This is a genomic window from Gilliamella sp. B14384G10 (assembly GCF_016101685.1).
In the GTDB taxonomy this organism is placed as follows: Bacteria; Pseudomonadota; Gammaproteobacteria; order Enterobacterales; family Orbaceae; genus Gilliamella; species Gilliamella apis_A.
Window position 1 is genome coordinate 254,977 of sequence record NZ_JACFQA010000002.1, and the last position, 18,173, is coordinate 273,149.

Below are 18,173 nucleotides of genomic sequence, written 5' to 3' on the forward strand. Positions count from 1 at the left end.
AATATTCAAATATATAATAATATATATAATTACTGAACATAATTAGAAAAGGAAATCTTAATGAATAAATTTTATAACATATATAATGTATTAGTGATTGGCTTAATCAGTTTAATTTTAAGTGGATGTCAACAGGCAATCAATACAAATAATACTTTAAATAATACTTCAAATGATAGAGGTATTGGAACGCAATGGGGCGATGGGGTCGAATCTCATGTTCGAGAAGTTAAATTAGCACGTATTAATAACACACCAATAGACGTTGCAGTAATTCATTATTCTAAGAAAGCATTTGTGCATGGAAAAAAAGTTCAAGAACTTATGCTTAATGGCGATGTTGGTATGTCAATAATTGATGATAACAATAATAAATGGTCGCTTTTTAAACAGGATGATGAAATCAATATGTCTGGTGAAGCGGGCAAAAATTATCAACTTTATTATGTCAATTATTCAAGAAATACTTATGAAATTGTAGCAACTGTTGATGGACTAGATGTTATCAACGGAAAAGCAGGTTCATTGAACAATAATGGTTATATTTTAAGACCGTATAGTACGCTATCAATTAAAGGATTTCGAAAAAATGAGCGTGAAGTTGCCTCATTTACATTTTCGCAAGCATCTAAAGCTTATGCGAATCATACCGATGAAGGTTCAGCGAACAATATTGGGGTGATTGGTACAGCAATTTTCCAATTGGAAAATAGTAATCAATATAAGAAATCACCGAATTCTAACGCTTTTCCTGCCGATAGTTATAATAGCAAATATGCTAAACCACCAAGATACTAAGTGTAATCGAGTAAATTAAAGTTAATAAACTATTCCACCAATAATCATTGGTGGAATAGTGAAATAAAAAAAGCTAAATTTTCAAGAATAACTCTCTACTCTTAAAAGGTTTTGTACCTACATAAGGTTTTAAAGCCATTCGAGTAAAACGTTTAGCAGCTTTAAGTGTATCAATAGTTAGAAACTCTCTTTTACCCAAAGCTAAGACTTGTTCGCCAGTGAAACTGGTACTATTTTGTAGCAAACTACTAATAAAACCTTTTTCTGATTGATATTGATAATGCATGGTTTCAACAATATCATCGCCCGTTGCACTGCAATGAAAAAAGTCAACGTGATAGCCTAAATTCTCAAGTAATGCCAATTCAAATGCACGCAACACATTTTCAGCCGGCACTTGTTGTGCCAATTGTTGTAGGCTTATCAAATAATCATCAAATAGCGTGTTAGTTTCGGTTTCAGCCAATAAGACTCTATGTAATAGCTCATTTAAATAAAAAGCGCTGTATAGAAAAACTGATACAAGTGGTAATGTCAGAGATATTGCTTCAACCTGACGTAAATTCTTAATTTCCCCTTGACCTGAATACTGAACAATCAATGGTGTAAAAGGTTGTAAAATTCCCTTCAATACTGATTTTTTACGTCTAGCCCCTTTAGCTAGGATAGTTACTTTTCCTACATTCTCAACAAATAAGTCAACTAATAAGCTACTTTCGCTATAGGTACGTGTATGAAGAACAAATGCTCTTTGCCAGTTTTCCATCAATAATTTCCGTCAATTAAAATGCTTGTTTTTTATTCAAAAAACGAGAGTGATTAAAAATTGTGTGATTTAGGCAATTTTAATCTGAAATTTTGTTAAAAATCCGATATAATCAATAGTTAATTATAGGATAATAACAAAAGAGTAACTATGGAACTATTTTCAACAATATTACTTCTGGTCTTAATTGTATCACTTTCTGGTGTTGTTATAAAAATGTTGCCGATCCAAATTCCTTTGCCGTTAATGCAAATACTATTGGGTTGTCTCTTAGCTGCTTTGGGTGTGTATTTGAAATTCGATCCAGAACTCTTTCTTGTATTATTCATACCTCCCTTACTATTTGCTGATGGTCGAAAAACTTCGGTGAAAGATTTTGTCTACAATTTTAGAGAAATTGTCGGACTAGCGCTGGTGTTAGTCGTAATTTCTATTATTGCATTAGGATATCTGCTTTATTGGATGCTTCCAAATGTTGAATTACCAGCAGCTTTAGCATTAGCAGCAGTACTATCTCCTACTGATGCCGTTGCTCTTAGTGGAATTGTTGGTAAAGGAAGAATTGAAAAAGAAAAAATGGAAATCATTGAAGGAGAAGCATTAATGAACGATGCTTCTGGCCTCGTTTCATTAAAATTTGCCATCGCAATAGCAGCAGGCGCTTTGCAATTTAACCTATTACAAATCAGTATTTCATTTTTCGTTGTTGCAATTGGTGGACTTGCGGTTGGGGTTTTATTTACCTGGTTATATGCACGTATCTTACGTAAAATAAACCAATTAACTCATAATGATCCCGCTATTCAAATTGTATTACTATTCTTACTACCATTTGCGGCTTATATCATAGCGGAAGAATGTCATTGTTCTGGAATTTTAGCTGCTGTTAGTGCAGGTATGACAGTAAACCAATCAGGCATGATGCGCAATGCACCATTAACTGCTCGCCTACAATCTGATAGCACATGGTCAATGTTAACCTTCGTTTTTAATGGTTTTGTATTCCTTTTATTAGGTATTCAATTACCAAGTATCTTATCAACTACCTTTACTGAAAATCAGACCGATGCTTCAATTGAATTATGGCAATTATGTTTGATTGTTTTATTTGTTTTCGTAGTCTTAATGGGTACTCGATTTGCATGGTTATGGGCAATGAAACATATGCCAACAATGCCTTTCGGCACAAAACGCCCATTAGCATTCAGAGCCTATACCAATCGTGATCTTTGGATTTCCACCTTTGCTGGTGTCCGTGGGGCAATAACTTTAGCTGGTGTATTATCAATTCCAATGACTATCGGTGGTCGTTACCAATTAGTATTTATTGCTGCAGGGATTATATTAGTATCATTAATTTCAGCTGTAATCATATTACCTATCCTATTACGTGGTAGTGTTATTTTGGACAATTCTGAACAAGATAATGAGATTTTAACAGTTAAAGGACAAATGGCAGAAGAAGCTATCGTTAGCCTAGAAAAAATGCAAACCAGTCTTTTACAAGAAACCTCAGAAGAAGGTTTAGATCAAGAGATTATTCATGAAGTCGGATCGCGGGTAATTGGTTCATTAAGACGTAGAACAGGACTTAAAGATTTAGAACAAAAAGCACTTGAGGCTGAAAACCTAGAAAGACGTATGCGTTTGGTGGCGATTGGAGCTGAACGTACAGCATTACTTCAAATGAAAATTCGCAATGAAGTAAGTGAAGAAACATATGAACATCTGAACACTGATTTAGATATTTATGAGAAGATGATTTCTGGAGATGCATAAATGATTGGCAATAAACACCAATTACTTGGCAAAATTCATTCTCAATTTGTCGATAAAGCACCACAAGTGTTAGGTTTAACTTTACGCTGTATACCTTTCGATTTGAAAAAACGAACGATTGAACAATTGTTGCAATTACAGTTCAAAAATTCGCTTGATGATGGTGATCTCGACTTTTTAGAAAATCGTTGGCTTAAAATACAAGTAACAGATCTGCAATTAGTTTGGTTTGTGAGTTTAATTGATAACAAACTAGTTGTGAGTCGTGAAGAAATTCCTGATGTTAGTTTCATTGGTAATGCTAACGATTTGATTATGATTGCGACTAGAAGACAAGATCCTGACACACTATTTTTCCAACGTCGACTAATTGTTGAAGGTGATACAGAATTAGGTCTTTATGTAAAAAACCTAATGGATTCAATTGAAATAGAAGCTATGCCAAAGTTTTTGAGAATAACACTGGAAAAATTAGCAGATATTATTGAAAGTGCACCTAAAAACTGAATCACACTAAAAAGGGAATAATAAATTCCCTTTTTTATTAACTGATATTATTTAGATATTAATTATTTTGAGTAAATAGTAATCATTTTTTTATTGAAAAATTAGTATTGATTAAATTAATAATGCATATTAACGATGGATCAATACTTCGTTAATTATTATCTACCTGCCCCATCTCTTACCGTTAAAACAATGTTAGCTTTGCATAAGTATAATGGAGAGAACCAATTATGAATAATATAACAAAAGCACTATTATTTTTTATTTCCTTTATCATTGTTCCGCCAGGATTTTGTACTGATTTTTACAATAGAAATGAAGGTGATTATATTATTAAAAACTTTCGATTTAATGATGGTAATACGGTCAAAAATTTAAAAATTCATTATGTCACACTTGGAAATCCTAAGGGCAAACCAGTTTTAATTTTACATGGTACAACTGGTGATAGTAATTCTATGCTTAATGATAGTTTCGGGCATGCATTATTTGATAAAGGAAAACCGTTAGACGCTGAAAAATATTTTATTATATTACCTGATGCAATTGGTACGGGAAAATCATCAAAACCTTCTGATGAACTAAAAGGAAATTTTCCTCATTATGATTATGGTGACATGGTTAATGCTCAATACCAACTATTGAAAAATGGATTAGGCATAAATCACCTTGAACTTATTATTGGTAACTCAATGGGAGGCATGAACACCTGGTTATGGATAACTAAATATCCTGACTATATGACAGCTGCAATTCCAATGGCAGCAACCCCTGCTCCAATGTCTAGTCGAAATTGGATTATGAGAAAAATGCTTATCAATTCAATTAAAGAAGATCCTGATTGGAACAATGGTTTTTATACTAAACAACCAGAAAAATTTCAAACTGTTTATCATTATTATGACATAGCAACTAATGGTGGCGATATTGCTTGGCAAAATAAAGCCTATAATACGGCAAAAACAGAAGAAATATTATCAGACAAGTTAAAAGAACGTGTTAGCATGGATGCTAATGACTTTTTATATCAATGGGATGCGGCAAGAAACTTTGATCCAACTCAAGATTTAACTAAGATAAAAGCTTTTATTTTAGTCATTAATTCAGAAGATGATGAAAGAAATCCTCCAAATACAGGAGTGATGCAGAAAGCGTTAAAAGATATTGTAGCAGCAAAATATTATCTAATTCCTGCCAGTAACAAAACAAGTGGCCATAGTACAACGATGAATGCAAACTTTTGGATTGAGGAATTAAAAATATTCTTAAAAGAAATTGAAACCTATTACTAAATTAAAACAACGATTAAAGGTGAATATATCCCTATATTCACTTTTAATATTCTGATTAGTAATGCAAAGATAGTATAACTTTTCAAAAACAAACATAATAAAGTAACAATATAAATTTCATCATGTTTTAACTATATCAAATATAGTCTTATTGAAAGATCAAACAATACCTTTTGCTATAGATAATTTAAAATAAAATATAAAGTGATTTTATTCAAGTTATAGTTATCAGACATAATGTCGAATAAAAGCATATAGCGATTTATTAGCTAATAATGACCTTAAAACATCAATAGTAATCAAGACATTTTATCTTTTTTTTCTATATTTCTTAAGTTTATACACTTCGACTTTAGGATCCATCGCTTTTTTAATTGCTCTAGCTTCCTCTAATTTTATTCGCTCAAGTTCATTACGCTTTTCTTTCTCTTCTGCTAATAATTTATCTTTAGCTTCTTTACACTCTTGAATTACCGATATTGCTGATAGAAAAAATATACCAAGAAAGAAAATGATAAAAATACTTAAAAAAATATTATCTAACGGTGTTTCGTTGCCCGTTCCTCTACTAGAATGGAAAGTATGAAAAGAATAGGTACGAACCCGAGGAACATATGTTCTATAATGAGCAGCACCATAAGCATTTTGTATAACTGTAATAAAAAAGACCAAAACTAAGATAATTTTTGTTTTCATTATTTACACTGTTCACTAATAAACTTGTTGTCATTACCCTGAATTTTTTCTATTTGTCGATTTCTATCACATTCCCATTGTTTAGGTGGATACATCTCATTCCACGCTATCATCAACTTATTATCAGAATCAGATAAATTTATATTGTATTTATTCTGCATGTAGAAATATGTTCGTGCTATTACGCCTCGAATTTGTTGTCTAGGTTGAAAAACTCGTGCTTTAAAATCAACTGCAGATTGACATTGGCCATATTGACTAAATTCTTTGGTAAATTGTGAATATCTATAATTAGATCGGTCACCATTCACCTCACCAATAGCTGGTTGTAAATTATGCAAATCACCTTCCATTGCATTAAATATAGTATCCTGCTTACACCCTTTACGCCCCCCTTCTTGCCAACATTGCAAATGACGACCAAAATTTTCAGCAGGCATAACATGCTCCCATTCGATACGAGATGCTCTTTGTTCATTTTTTCTTGGTTTATAACCACATTGACTAAAATCTATAGAACCTTTTTTACCGTCAAATGAAAAGTTACATCCGCAATAAAATGTTGTTTGCTCAGGATTTTCTTTATAGATTTTAACTAAATGAGTTTTGGCGGTGTTAAAATTTTGCTTACTAATTGCAACTATTGAAGATTCAACTTCAGCAGAAGTTGAAGTTGAAGTTGAAGTTGAAGTTGAAGCAGATTTTGGTTGCGATCTACCAGAAACAGGATAAGAATCAATCCTACATGTTTTGTTGGCTGATATACATGAGTTACCACAAGGTATACCCTTTTTACAGTTTTTAGCATAACAATTTGCGGTCAAAACGAAACAAATAGCTAAAGCTAGACTAATTTTTTTTGCGAAATCCATTTCAAAATACCAATGTTAAAATAATAAATTATTTACATTCCATGTAAGCTAGCTCAAAAGCATAATCATCAACAAGATGGCTGATAACATCACACTATTTTTTAGATAACGACTTAAGAAGAATTACAGTGAAATAGTTATTTTAATTCTGCTACTACTGCTACTACTGCTACTACTGCTACTACTGCTACTAATAGTAAGCTTGATAGCTTACAATATAGCCAAAAGGTTGTTTTTTTATAAATTTAATTTAATTATAACAATAATTTAACTAAAAAATCAAGATGGTTTAATTGGTTTTAATTAGAGCTGAAATAAATCTACATAGTAGCGAAAATTGTAGTATAAAAATAAAAGATTTAAATTAAGTATCGATAAAATAGCGGTGATCAAACAAACTGCTATTGATATTAATATATAAGGAGCCGACCTGATCGGTAGAAGCGACTAATTTCTTTAAAGACAATAAAAAGCCTTATAAAAGGCTTTCCTGATAATTCAATATCGAACGTTGTTCTTGCTGTCGTCCTTAGCTTTTAGTTTTCATACAATTTTTATATAAAATAATGATAAATCTATTTTTTGATATGTGTTATTTTTATATTAAATCCATCTTCAGCTAAATCAACAAGATTAACATCATTTCCTTTATAGTGCTCAATCATAAACGGTCTTAAACGTATAAATATATCATAAAAACTTCTATCAACATGTGCTTCTATAGCTGAATCAAAATAAGTATGTATTAATTCCTTATCATCATCTTCTTCGAAATAAAAACCAAAGTAGTGAGCTATACCTTTATTTCGCTTATCAATATCTGAAGTTTGTTCATTTTTTTCAATAAGATCAGGAACAAACTCGATACTGACAACATCATCTGATACTTTAATCTCGGTAAAAATAAAATGAAATAATTTTATATTTCCATCAATCACTACATCATCTCGAAGATAAACTAATAACATAATTATTCATCCAAATTAACTGTTCTTACGATTCTAAACTCTTTGTTCAATACTAATACAAATAAAATAAATTTAGATGATTAGTTAATAACAACAAATATTATATAAAATAAAATAAGATAAAAAGCACATTAGCTATTTATTAACCTATCAATCTTTCGATTAGTAATGATTAAAACATTATATTTGTGACAGGGTAACAAATTAATTATTCTAATAAAATTATCACAAAACCTTTGTTTTGAATATTATTATAAATAAAGTTAATTAAAATAAATTTTTATAGTTCACAGTAAAGTCAGTTTAAAGATTAACTATTGGAATTTATCTATTCTTACATCATTGTAATGTTCATAAATAAGATTAGCTAAATAATGATATAATCAATTGAAATTAAAATGAAAACTTAAGAGCAAAATAACGGAATGAAAAACGATCAAATACAGCCTACTTTTTACTTCCATGATTACGAAACTTTTGGTATCAACCCCGCTTTAGATCGTCCAGCACAATTTGCCGGCATTCGAACAGATAGCGATTTTAATATTATTGAAAAACCATTAGTCATTTATAGCCAAATTGCGCAAGATTATTTACCCAATCCTGAAGCTGTACTTATTACCGGCATCACACCACAAAAAGCAAATCAAAATGGGTTATGTGAAGCTGAATTCAGCAAACTAATTCATCAAGAATTTAGTCGACCGAATACTTGCATCTTAGGTTATAACAACATTCGTTTTGATGATGAAGTGACTCGCAATATTTTATATCGTAATTTTTATGATCCTTACTCTTATAGTTGGCGTAATGGTAATTCACGGTGGGATCTGCTTGATGTCGTTAGAGCATGTTATGCATTAAGACCCGAAGGTATTAACTGGCCAACTAATGATGCTGGTTTACCGAGTTTTCGTTTAGAAGATTTAACTAAAGCAAATAATATAGCCCACGAGCATGCCCATGATGCAATGTCAGATGTTTATGCAACTATAGCTATGGCAAAACTTATCAAACAAACCCAACCAAAGTTATTCAATTATTTCTATACATTACGTAACAAAAACAGAGTTGCCGAGCTTATTGACGTTGTAAATATGACACCTATTGTTCATGTATCTGGAATGTTAGGTAGCCATAGAGGCAATATGTCATTAGTCTGCCCTATTGCATGGCATCCAACGCAAAATAATGCAGTTATAGTCTGTGATCTAACTGGAGATATTGATTCAATTATTGATTTACCAGTCGAGACTATTCAGGAAAAACTTTACACCAAAACAACCGATCTTGAGTTAGACGAACAGCGTATTCCATTAAAACTGATTCATATAAATAAATGTCCAATTATTGCGCCATTAAGCACATTATTAGCTGATAACGCAAAGCGTTTTAATTTAGATAAACAACAATGTTTAATTAATCAACAAAAACTACTACAAAACCAAAATAAATTACAGGATAAAATGCGTGAGCTATTTAGTATCAATAATGATTATCCAGTTAACAGTGATGTTGATGCACAAATTTATAGTGGATTTTTAAATGGTCAAGATCTATTACGTTGTGAAACTATAAGAACCACGCCAGTTCATTTATTAGAAACTTTATCAATCACTTTCGATGATCCACGATTAACCACATTATTCTTTCGCTACAAAGCGAGAAATTATCCGCAAGCATTAACCGAACAAGAACAACGCATTTGGCAAGATCACTGTCGAGATAAACTCAATACCATTGAGATACAAAATTATTTACAATCACTTGAACAACTAGCCGAAATTTATATACAGAAACCGGAAAAGCTCACTTTATTAAAGCAACTTTACCAATATTGTCATTATTTAGTTGGATAATTGAATTACAGGGGCGTATTATATGTTTCTGATTTTAGTTCTCCGCCCTTTCTAAACGACGGACATACCGTCAATATTTAATTTTAAGACAATTAGTATATAAACTATGAAACATTTTTTAGCCAAACATGCAACAATTAAGCATCGACTTTATTCTTTATATTACACACTATTTAGTTATGGTCGGGGCTTAATTATTTTAACCCTCTGTTTATGGGCTGGTAATATTGTTTCGGCAATCTTACCAATCATGATCCCTGGTAGTATTATTGGTCTATTAATCTTGTTTTTTTTATTAGCATTTCAACTTATACCAACGCGTTGGATCAAAAACAGTTGCAATCTTTTTATGCGCTATATGACTGTGCTATTTATTCCTGCTGCAATGGGGATCATGGATAATTATTCACTACTTTTAGCTAATTGGGTACCGATTATTTTTGCCAGTGTTGGCGGTTCAATTATTGTCTTATTTTTAACCGGATATCTTACAGAGCATTTGCATAAACCAGCGGTAAAATCGTCTGATAATAAGGGGAAACAATCATGATATGGATGTTACCATTAACTATTTTAGTTTTTCTTGTGATTCGTAAAATTTCCTTTAAAATCAAAAATCCACTATTTAATCCATTAGTGATTTCGGTTATTGTTTTAATTCCTATTTTATTAATTACACAGACTAGTTATATTGAATATGTAAAAAACGTCAAAATTATTAATGATTTACTCCCTTATTCAGTTGTTGCTTTGGCTTACCCTTTGTATGAATTAATCCCACAAATAAAAGCCCGTTGGAAATCCATCATGATAATCACCTTTACCGCTTCAATTGCTTCTATGGTGACAGGTGTTTGTATTGCATTTTGGTTAGGAGGTAGTAATGAAATTGCCGCCTCGGTACTGCCTAAATCAGTTACCACTGCCATAGCGGTAACTATCGCAGAAAATCAAGGTGGTGTTCCATCTATTGCCGCATTATGTGTAATACTTGTTGGAACTTTAGGAGGAATTTTTGCTCATCAATTGCTAAATTGGGCTAAAATCAAAACAGCCTCTGCCAGAGGTTTATCAATCGGTGCTGTATCACACGCTGTTGGTACAGCTCGCTGTATTGAAGTAGATTATAATGAAGGAGCTTATAGCTCTTTATCACTGGTACTATGTGGTATTATGACTTCATTGACAGCACCATTTTTATTTCCAATAATGGTACTTATTTTAAATTGGTTTTAGCATGATATTAAAAAAGTTAATAACTTATTTAATTACCTTCCTATTGTTTTTAATAACGGTAATACTCAGTCTCGACTATTGGATAAGCTATAAAACGGCCCCCTACATTTATCATGATGAAAATAAACTTCCCTATCGAACAATTGGTGTAGTATTAGGTACATCTAAATATGTAAAAGGTGGTGGTATAAACGGCTTTTATCGCAATCGCATCGATGGCGCTATTGATCTATATTGGCAAGGAAAAGTAGATTATTTATTAGTCAGTGGTGATAATGCGCATTTAAATTATAATGAACCAATCACAATGCAAAAAGATTTGATTAAAGCTGGTATTCCTAGAGAATCAATTGTATTAGATTATGCTGGTTTTAGAACCTTCGATTCAGTTGTTCGGGCTAATAAAGTTTTTAATGCTGATGATTTTACTATAATTACGCAAGAGTTCCATTGTGAACGAGCCATTTTTATTGCTCTTGCGCAAGATATTCAAGCACAGTGTTTTGCCGTTCCTGCCCCAAAGAGCATGAAGTTAGTTCGTATCCGCGAGATGTTCGCTCGTGTTAGTGCTTTTATTGATTTGTATATAATGAATAAAAAACCTAAATATCTTGGACCTATTATCCCTATCATAAGTAATAATGATTAAATTTACTTAAAACCTATAAAAATTTTGAGGAAAGGGGTTTTTTTAAGTTATTAATTGATGCGAATTGGTTAAGCTATTACTGAATGTCGCCTTTTCCTACCATAATATATCAGCCTAGTAGATATTTTTAATTATAACTCATTGATTGAATATGAAACTAAGCAGTAAAAATTTAAAACTAATATTTTTTGGCTAACAATCTATCATAAAATTGATTGTCTAATAATTTAGATTGCATTTTTATGCAAAAAAAAGTAATATTTAGTCAATTAAAATTTAAATAATTTACCTAATACTAATGAATATTGAATTAAGCCATATTAACTGTTTTTATGGTACTCATCAGGCATTGAATGACGTCTCTTTATGTTACCCTTTGGGTGAAACAATTGTTTTACTTGGTCAAAGTGGTGCAGGCAAAAGTTCTTTGTTGAAAGTATTTAATTTACTTGAAATTCCCACATCAGGTGAAATGACGATTGCCGATTCACATTTCGATTTTTCGCAAAAGATAAGTGAATCCACTATTCGGACATTACGCAAAAATGTTGGCATGGTTTTTCAAAATTACAACCTATGGCCACATTTAACTGTTTTGGAAAATTTAATTGAAGCACCATGCCAAGTATTAAAATTATCGAAAAAAGAAGCTAGTGATAAAGCAATGTCAATTTTAGCTCGTTTACAAATTGATGAAATGGCGCATCGCTACCCTCTCCATCTTTCTGGTGGTCAACAGCAACGTGTTGCTATTGCCAGAGCATTAATGATGGAACCGAAAATTTTGTTATTTGATGAACCAACAGCGGCATTAGATCCAGCAATTACATCACAAATTGCTGAGATTATTAATGAACTGTCACAAACCGGAATTACACAAATTATTGTTACTCATGAAGTTGATTTTGCGCGTAAAGTTGCTTCACAAGTGATTTACATGGAACAAGGTAAGATTATTGAGCAGGGACAACTTGAGTGTTTTGCTCATCCAAAAACCGAAGAGTTTAAAGCTTATCTATCACACTAACATTAATTAAAACCAGATTGGGTGGAAATATGAAAAAAACATTACTAGCGATTTTATTTGCTGGATCTGCTTTTGCAGCTCAAGCAGCAGAAACATTAACTATTGGTACCGAAGCAACTTATGCGCCATTCGAATTTACTAACGATAAAAATGAAATTGTTGGTTTCGATATCGATGTTATGAATAAACTTTGTGAAGAAATGAAAGTATCTTGCAAAATTGTTAACCAATCATTCGATGGTTTAATTCCTAGCCTTAAAACTCGCCGAATTGATGCAGCAATTGCAGGTATTGATGTTACTCCAGAGCGTCAAAAACAAGTCGCATTTACTAAAATCTACTACGACGACAGCTCAATCCAATTCATTACTTTAAAAGACTCTTTAACCAGTCTTGATCAATTGAAAGGTAAAAAAGTTGGCATCCAGAAAGGTACGACCTATTCAAAATACTTAAATGAAAAGTACCCTGATGTTAAAGCAGTCAGTTATGACAGCTATCAATTTGCTTTTCTAGATTTAAAAGCAAAACGTATTGATGCCATTGTCTCAAGCTCATTTGTTGCTGGAGAATGGTTAGGTAAAGATGCTGACATTGTTGCTTTAGGTGACAAAATTACCGATCATGAATTTTTTGGTGAAGGCTTAGGTATCGCTTTACGTCAAGGAAATGATCAATTACTTGAACAATTCAACCAAGCAATTGATAAATTAAAAGCAAATGGTGAATTAGATATTATCTATAAAAAATGGTTTAGTAAATAATATTATTTACTAAAATCTGTATTTTGAGATCTCGCCGCATACTCTGCGGCGAGTTTATTTTTTAAATTAATTACGGTTTTTTTATGTCAGACTTTTTTGCACACGGTATCGACTGGTTACTCTCTTCTATGGATGGGTATATTTTGCCGCTAACTAAAGCAACCACAATAACGTTATCACTAGCTTTTGTATCGTTAATTGTCGGCATGTTTTTTGCGTTCATTTTTACTATTTTAGAATCAGTTCCTTTCAAACCTGTTGCATGGTTAATGTCACTATTTAATTTAACTATTCGAGCTTTACCTGAATTATTAATTGTGGTGGCAATCTATACAGGTTTACCGCTGTTATTGATGGCATTAGATGATGGTTTTACCATTCCACTTGGTTTTACATCATTTACCGTAAAAATGAATATTGAAAATACTCAGCCAGATCCATTTTTATGCGGTGTTTTTGCTTTATCCTTACTTTATGCTGTTTATGCATCTCAAACTTTACGTGGAGCATTTAAAGCGATACCAAGTGGGCAAAAACAAGCCGCTCAAGTATTAGGCCTTAGTAAATCTCGTACTTTTTTCCGCATAATAATGCCGCAAATGTGGCGCCATGCATTACCTGGTTTGAGTAATCAATGGTTAATTTTATTAAAAGATACCGCCCTTGTATCTGCGATAGCGATTGATGATTTAATGATGCAAACCAAAACAATTGTTGCAAGAACCAACCAACCTTTCTTATGGTATTTTATTGCTATGCTTGTTTATTTAGTGATATCAGTTTTAAGTCAACGAGTTATTTCTCGTATTGAAAAACGCTCTACCAAATTTGAACAACCGTCATCAGCTAATAGTCAGTAAGGTCATTTTATGTCTGATAATTTTATTTACTATCTAAAAATCATTCTTCAAGGTCTACCTGATACTTTAAGCTTAAGTATTGCAGGCATATTATCAGCTGGTTTTTTAGCTATCGTTTTTTCTTGTCTTTTATCTTTAAATTCGAAGTTTTTAACTAAAACGATACGTGGTTATATTGTTATTTTTACTGGTTCACCTTTATTGGTACAACTTTTTTTAATCTATTATGGACCTTCACAATTTGGCGAAATTTTAAGTAAAGTACCGGCTTTTTATGAATTTATTTCATCGCCATGGTTTTGCGCTTATTTAGCATTAACGCTTAATAGTGCAGCTTACACTACTCAAATTTTCTATGGTGCTTTAAAAGCTGTTCCACAAGGACAATGGCAAGCATGTAGTGCATTAGGCATGAATAAAAGACAAACACTTAAAATTGTAATGCCATATGCATTAAAACGAGCACTGTCTACTTACTCTAATGAAGTTGTCTTCGTGGTTAAAGGAACTGCACTGGCATCAATGATTCCTGTTATGGATCTTATGGGATATAGTAATACACTAAATGGTGAATACTATGACTTCTCAATTTTTGTTGTTGCAGGGCTTATCTACCTCTTGATAAATGGTATTTTAAGCACCATTATGAGGATAATAGAGAAAAAAGCCCTCACCTTTGAAAACTAATATGAGCCAATTTGATTCTGTATCTTTCTTAAAAACTGTCCCACATAAACCAGGTATCTATCAAATGTTTAATGATAAAGATACCATCATTTATGTGGGAAAAGCGAAAGACCTCAATAATCGTTTAAAAAGTTACTTTAATAGTAGTAAAAAAACCATCAAAACCGATCGATTGGTGAGTCATATTCATCGCGTAGAATTTACCATCACCAATACCGAAACAGAAGCACTTTTACTTGAACAGACTTATATCAAAAAATATCAACCACGATATAATGTTTTACTTAAAGATGACAAAAGCTATCCGTTTATTAAATTAAGTAAAGAACGCCATCCACAATTATCTTTATACCGCGGAGCAGTTAATCGTAAAAAAGATGAGTTTTTTGGCCCTTACCCTAGTGGCTATGCAGTTAAACAAATTCTTGCATTATTACAAAAAACCTTTCCGATAAGGCAATGTCTTAATAGTACTTATCGTAATCGAACACGTCCTTGTTTGCAGTACCAAATTAAGCGTTGTTTAGGCCCTTGTGTACCGGGTTTAGTCAGCGATGAAGATTACAATGAACAAGTGAATTATGTTAGATTATTTTTATCTGGACAGTCAGATGAAATCTTAAAAAAAATCACTGCTGATATGTTGAAAGCTAGTAGTGAGCTTAATTTTGAAAAAGCAGCAGCGCTACGTGATCAGTTACAAGCAATCAAACACATTAATGAAAAACAAGCTATCTACAATAATAATGATAATTTAGATGTAATTGGTTTTCATTATGAACTCGGCCTAGCTTGTATTTATGTACTTTTTATCCGTAATGGACAAACATTTGGCCATCGTTCTTATTTTCCTAAAGTTCCCTCTAACACTGAACTTGAAGAAGTTATTGAGACATTTTTAGGACAATTTTATCTACAAGGTAATCAAAACAGGAATATTCCAAAGAAAATTCTTCTGAATTTTTCGTTGTCAGATAAACAAGCGATGGAAGAAACTTTATCCATCGTCGCCGAACATCACGTTAAATTAGTTGATGAACCAAAAGGTGATAATCTTAAATTATTAAATATTGCAACAGTTAACGCTCAAACGGAAGTTAAAAATAAACTATTAGAAAACTCAACCATTAAACAAAGATATGATGCTTTAAAAGCCTTTTTGGGTATTGAGAAAATCAATAGAATGGAATGTTTTGATATCAGCCATTTTATGGGCAAAAACACTATCGCTTCTTGTGTTGTGTTTGATGATAAAGGACCGGTTAAATCTGAATTCCGTCGCTATAATATTAGCGGTATCACCCCAGGTGATGACTATGCAGCAATGGAACAGGTATTAACTCGCCGTTATAGTAAAAAAGATCTCCCTGAAGATAAAATCCCTGATATTATCTTTATTGATGGTGGTAAAGGACAACTTAATCAAGCTTTACAAGTATTTGAGAAGTTACAGGTAAACTGGGATAAACATCATCCTATTTTAATCGGGGTGGCTAAAGGTGCTGAGCGTAAAGAAGGTTTAGAAACACTCTTCTTTGAAGCCCATGGTAAAGGTTATTATTTAGATGATCATTCCCCTGCTCTATTATTAATTCAACAAATCCGTAACGCATCACATGACCATGCGATTGTAGGTCAGCGTAAAAAAGGTGTTAAACAATTAACTGATAGTGCATTAGAACATATAGAAGGCGTTGGCGGAAAAAGACGCCAAGCATTATTAAAACATTTTGGCGGACTTAGAGAGCTAAAAAATGCTAGTATAGATGAAATAGCCCAAGTACAAGGCATATCCAAATCGCTAGCTGAAAAAATTTATCTAAATTTACAGCAATAACACATTGAAAAATTAACATTTTTCAGGCAACATAATCAGTAAGAAAACACTGTTTTTTTAATTATCACTAACCAATTGATTAATAAAACAAAATGAGCTAATGTCACATGAAAATCAACTTACCTACATTTTTAACATTATTTCGAGTAATACTTATTCCTTTTTTTGTGTTGGCATTTTATCTATTTCCTCATGAATGGTCTGGCTTTTTTTCATCATTAATATTCTTAATAGCTGCAGTAACAGATGTTTTTGATGGTTACCTCGCTCGTCGATTAGGCCAAACTACTAAATTTGGTGCCTTTTTAGATCCTGTTGCCGATAAAATTATGGTCACTATCGCTTTAGTTTTAATAACCCAATATTATCAAACATGGTGGATTTCTATTCCAGCAATCATCATCGTCTCTCGAGAGATCATCATTTCAGCATTAAGAGAGTGGATGGCTGAAATTGGTAAACGAAATAATGTTGCCGTCTCATCAATTGGTAAAATAAAAACTATTGCTCAAATGACTGCATTAACATGGTTACTTTGGAGACCTTGCGATCTAGTTATTTATGCCGGACTTGCAGCCTTGTTTATTGCTACAGTATTAACCCTATTATCGATGATTCAATATTTATGGGTTGCTCAAGTCGATTTATTAGATAACGATTAACATAATAAATTTGATGTGTAATGTCTAAATATTCAAATTAAAAAAATAGCATTGCACTTTAGTTAAAAACGAAAAAATAGAGCAATTTAACCTCGAATCAGTCAAACATTGAGCAATCAAACGATTAATTTAAAATTTTTATTGACTGAAATGATAAGATAGGTAAAATGCACAGCATCCAAAGCGCAGTTACCCTTCGGTACTAAGTTTTGAGCCCGGGTGGTGAAATCGGTAGACACAAGGGATTTAAAATCCCTCGGCCTTTTTGGCCGTGCGAGTTCAAGTCTCGCCCCGGGCACCATTTAAAACACTTCTCATGCGGGAATAGCTCAGTTGGTAGAGCGCAACCTTGCCAAGGTTGAGGTCGCGAGTTCGAACCTCGTTTCCCGCTCCAATTTAAATTCAATCGATGTTCATAACATACTATTATCTATGATAAACTATATATTTCACTTAGTAGTATAAAATCATATAGAGCCACAAAAAAATACAGTTATATCTATTGCTTTATAGACATTGTATTTATAAATATCTTTATACTATGAAAGCATACAATGTCCACCTAGATAATAAATAACATACTGCAATTAACCTTTATAATTAAAGTGTCAGATGGATATATTTAAGATGTTAAATTTGATAATTAACATTTTCATCTTTAATGTATTGCTCTATATATTGTTTAAATATTTTTACTCTATTAGGGATATAGCATCTATCTCTAACCATCACATAAACTGGACGAGGGATACCAACCCACTCGGTTAAAATTGGAATTAACTCTCCATTCTGAATCTCATCATGAACAAATTGCTCAGAAACAAAACAAATACCTAAATCCTGCTTAGAAGCATTTATCATCAACTGTGTTTTATGTAATCAAAGAACCACATTAGTATTTATTCTTATAATTC

At 32.2% G+C, this 18,173-nt stretch carries 19 protein-coding genes and 2 tRNA genes; 16 read left to right on the forward strand and 5 right to left on the reverse strand.

Features of this window, described 5'->3' with window-relative positions:
• The first annotated feature begins 60 nt into the window (after positions 1-60).
• Complete coding sequence (locus H3T54_RS05420) at positions 61-798, forward strand: hypothetical protein (protein ID WP_198221338.1); 738 nt, start codon at positions 61-63, stop codon at positions 796-798.
• A gap of 73 nt (positions 799-871) precedes the next feature.
• Here H3T54_RS05420 and recO read toward each other — a convergent pair whose 3' ends face one another.
• Positions 872-1,564, reverse strand: coding sequence for a DNA repair protein RecO (gene recO / locus H3T54_RS05425; protein ID WP_198221340.1), 693 nt, complete (start codon positions 1,562-1,564; stop codon positions 872-874).
• A gap of 150 nt (positions 1,565-1,714) precedes the next feature.
• On the opposite strand from recO, the gene H3T54_RS05430 reads away from it, so the two are divergent.
• The 3 genes from H3T54_RS05430 to H3T54_RS05440 all read left to right on the forward strand — a co-directional run bounded on the left by H3T54_RS05430 (position 1,715) and on the right by H3T54_RS05440 (position 5,142).
• Positions 1,715-3,343, forward strand: a complete 1,629-nt coding sequence (locus H3T54_RS05430) for a Na+/H+ antiporter (protein WP_198192049.1) — start codon at positions 1,715-1,717, stop codon at positions 3,341-3,343.
• Positions 3,344-3,850: an SCP2 domain-containing protein gene (locus H3T54_RS05435; RefSeq protein WP_110447872.1), complete on the forward strand. Its 507-nt coding sequence runs from the start codon at positions 3,344-3,346 to the stop codon at positions 3,848-3,850.
• Positions 3,851-4,080: 230 nt separating this feature from the next.
• On the forward strand, positions 4,081-5,142 hold the full coding sequence (locus tag H3T54_RS05440; RefSeq protein ID WP_198221342.1) for an alpha/beta fold hydrolase: 1,062 nt from the start codon (positions 4,081-4,083) through the stop codon (positions 5,140-5,142).
• A 309-nt stretch (positions 5,143-5,451) separates the two neighbouring features.
• Here the strand turns inward: H3T54_RS05440 and H3T54_RS05445 are convergent, their stop codons facing one another.
• From H3T54_RS05445 to H3T54_RS05455, 3 genes are all read right to left on the reverse strand, one after another.
• The gene (locus H3T54_RS05445) at positions 5,452-5,838 is read right to left on the reverse strand and encodes a hypothetical protein (protein ID WP_198221344.1); all 387 of its coding nucleotides are present in this window, start codon (positions 5,836-5,838) and stop codon (positions 5,452-5,454) included.
• A complete protein-coding gene (locus H3T54_RS05450) occupies positions 5,838-6,710 on the reverse strand; it encodes an endonuclease (RefSeq protein WP_198221346.1) in 873 nt (290 codons plus the stop codon). The genes H3T54_RS05445 and H3T54_RS05450 overlap by 1 nt, the downstream gene beginning before the upstream one ends.
• Before the next feature lie 575 nt (positions 6,711-7,285).
• Positions 7,286-7,678, reverse strand: coding sequence for a hypothetical protein (locus tag H3T54_RS05455; protein ID WP_110447876.1), 393 nt, complete (start codon positions 7,676-7,678; stop codon positions 7,286-7,288).
• Positions 7,679-8,103: 425 nt separating this feature from the next.
• Here H3T54_RS05455 and sbcB point away from each other — a divergent pair, with 425 nt between their 5' ends.
• The 12 genes from sbcB to H3T54_RS05515 all read left to right on the forward strand — a co-directional run bounded on the left by sbcB (position 8,104) and on the right by H3T54_RS05515 (position 17,653).
• Positions 8,104-9,537 carry an exodeoxyribonuclease I gene (sbcB, locus tag H3T54_RS05460; RefSeq protein WP_198221348.1) on the forward strand — a complete coding sequence of 478 codons (1,434 nt, stop codon included), beginning with the start codon at positions 8,104-8,106 and terminating at the stop codon, positions 9,535-9,537.
• A gap of 106 nt (positions 9,538-9,643) precedes the next feature.
• Positions 9,644-10,087: a CidA/LrgA family protein gene (locus H3T54_RS05465; RefSeq protein WP_110447878.1), complete on the forward strand. Its 444-nt coding sequence runs from the start codon at positions 9,644-9,646 to the stop codon at positions 10,085-10,087.
• Positions 10,084-10,773 carry a CidB/LrgB family autolysis modulator gene (locus tag H3T54_RS05470; RefSeq protein ID WP_198221350.1) on the forward strand — a complete coding sequence of 230 codons (690 nt, stop codon included), beginning with the start codon at positions 10,084-10,086 and terminating at the stop codon, positions 10,771-10,773. The genes H3T54_RS05465 and H3T54_RS05470 overlap by 4 nt, the downstream gene beginning before the upstream one ends.
• Before the next feature lies 1 nt (position 10,774).
• Positions 10,775-11,422, forward strand: coding sequence for a vancomycin high temperature exclusion protein (locus tag H3T54_RS05475; RefSeq protein ID WP_110447880.1), 648 nt, complete (start codon positions 10,775-10,777; stop codon positions 11,420-11,422).
• A 298-nt stretch (positions 11,423-11,720) separates the two neighbouring features.
• A complete protein-coding gene (gene artP / locus H3T54_RS05480) occupies positions 11,721-12,449 on the forward strand; it encodes an arginine ABC transporter ATP-binding protein ArtP (protein WP_086360008.1) in 729 nt (242 codons plus the stop codon).
• 29 nt (positions 12,450-12,478) lie between these two features.
• Positions 12,479-13,213: a transporter substrate-binding domain-containing protein gene (locus H3T54_RS05485; RefSeq protein ID WP_086360009.1), complete on the forward strand. Its 735-nt coding sequence runs from the start codon at positions 12,479-12,481 to the stop codon at positions 13,211-13,213.
• Between the two features lie 83 nt (positions 13,214-13,296).
• A complete protein-coding gene (gene artQ, locus H3T54_RS05490) occupies positions 13,297-14,073 on the forward strand; it encodes an arginine ABC transporter permease ArtQ (RefSeq protein ID WP_216819478.1) in 777 nt (258 codons plus the stop codon).
• A 9-nt stretch (positions 14,074-14,082) separates the two neighbouring features.
• The gene (gene artM / locus H3T54_RS05495; RefSeq protein WP_086354161.1) at positions 14,083-14,760 is read left to right on the forward strand and encodes an arginine ABC transporter permease ArtM; all 678 of its coding nucleotides are present in this window, start codon (positions 14,083-14,085) and stop codon (positions 14,758-14,760) included.
• Between the two features lies 1 nt (position 14,761).
• Positions 14,762-16,597, forward strand: a complete 1,836-nt coding sequence (uvrC, locus tag H3T54_RS05500; RefSeq protein WP_198221352.1) for an excinuclease ABC subunit UvrC — start codon at positions 14,762-14,764, stop codon at positions 16,595-16,597.
• A gap of 107 nt (positions 16,598-16,704) precedes the next feature.
• Positions 16,705-17,259 (forward strand): CDP-diacylglycerol--glycerol-3-phosphate 3-phosphatidyltransferase, encoded by a 555-nt coding sequence (gene pgsA / locus H3T54_RS05505; RefSeq protein WP_110447883.1) that lies wholly within the window; start codon positions 16,705-16,707, stop codon positions 17,257-17,259.
• A gap of 213 nt (positions 17,260-17,472) precedes the next feature.
• Positions 17,473-17,560, forward strand: a tRNA-Leu gene (locus tag H3T54_RS05510).
• Positions 17,561-17,577: 17 nt separating this feature from the next.
• Positions 17,578-17,653, forward strand: a tRNA-Gly gene (locus H3T54_RS05515).
• Between the two features lie 236 nt (positions 17,654-17,889).
• Here H3T54_RS05515 and H3T54_RS05520 read toward each other — a convergent pair.
• Positions 17,890-18,120 (reverse strand): LysR substrate-binding domain-containing protein, encoded by a 231-nt coding sequence (locus H3T54_RS05520; RefSeq protein WP_110447884.1) that lies wholly within the window; start codon positions 18,118-18,120, stop codon positions 17,890-17,892.
• Positions 18,121-18,173 lie beyond the last annotated feature (53 nt).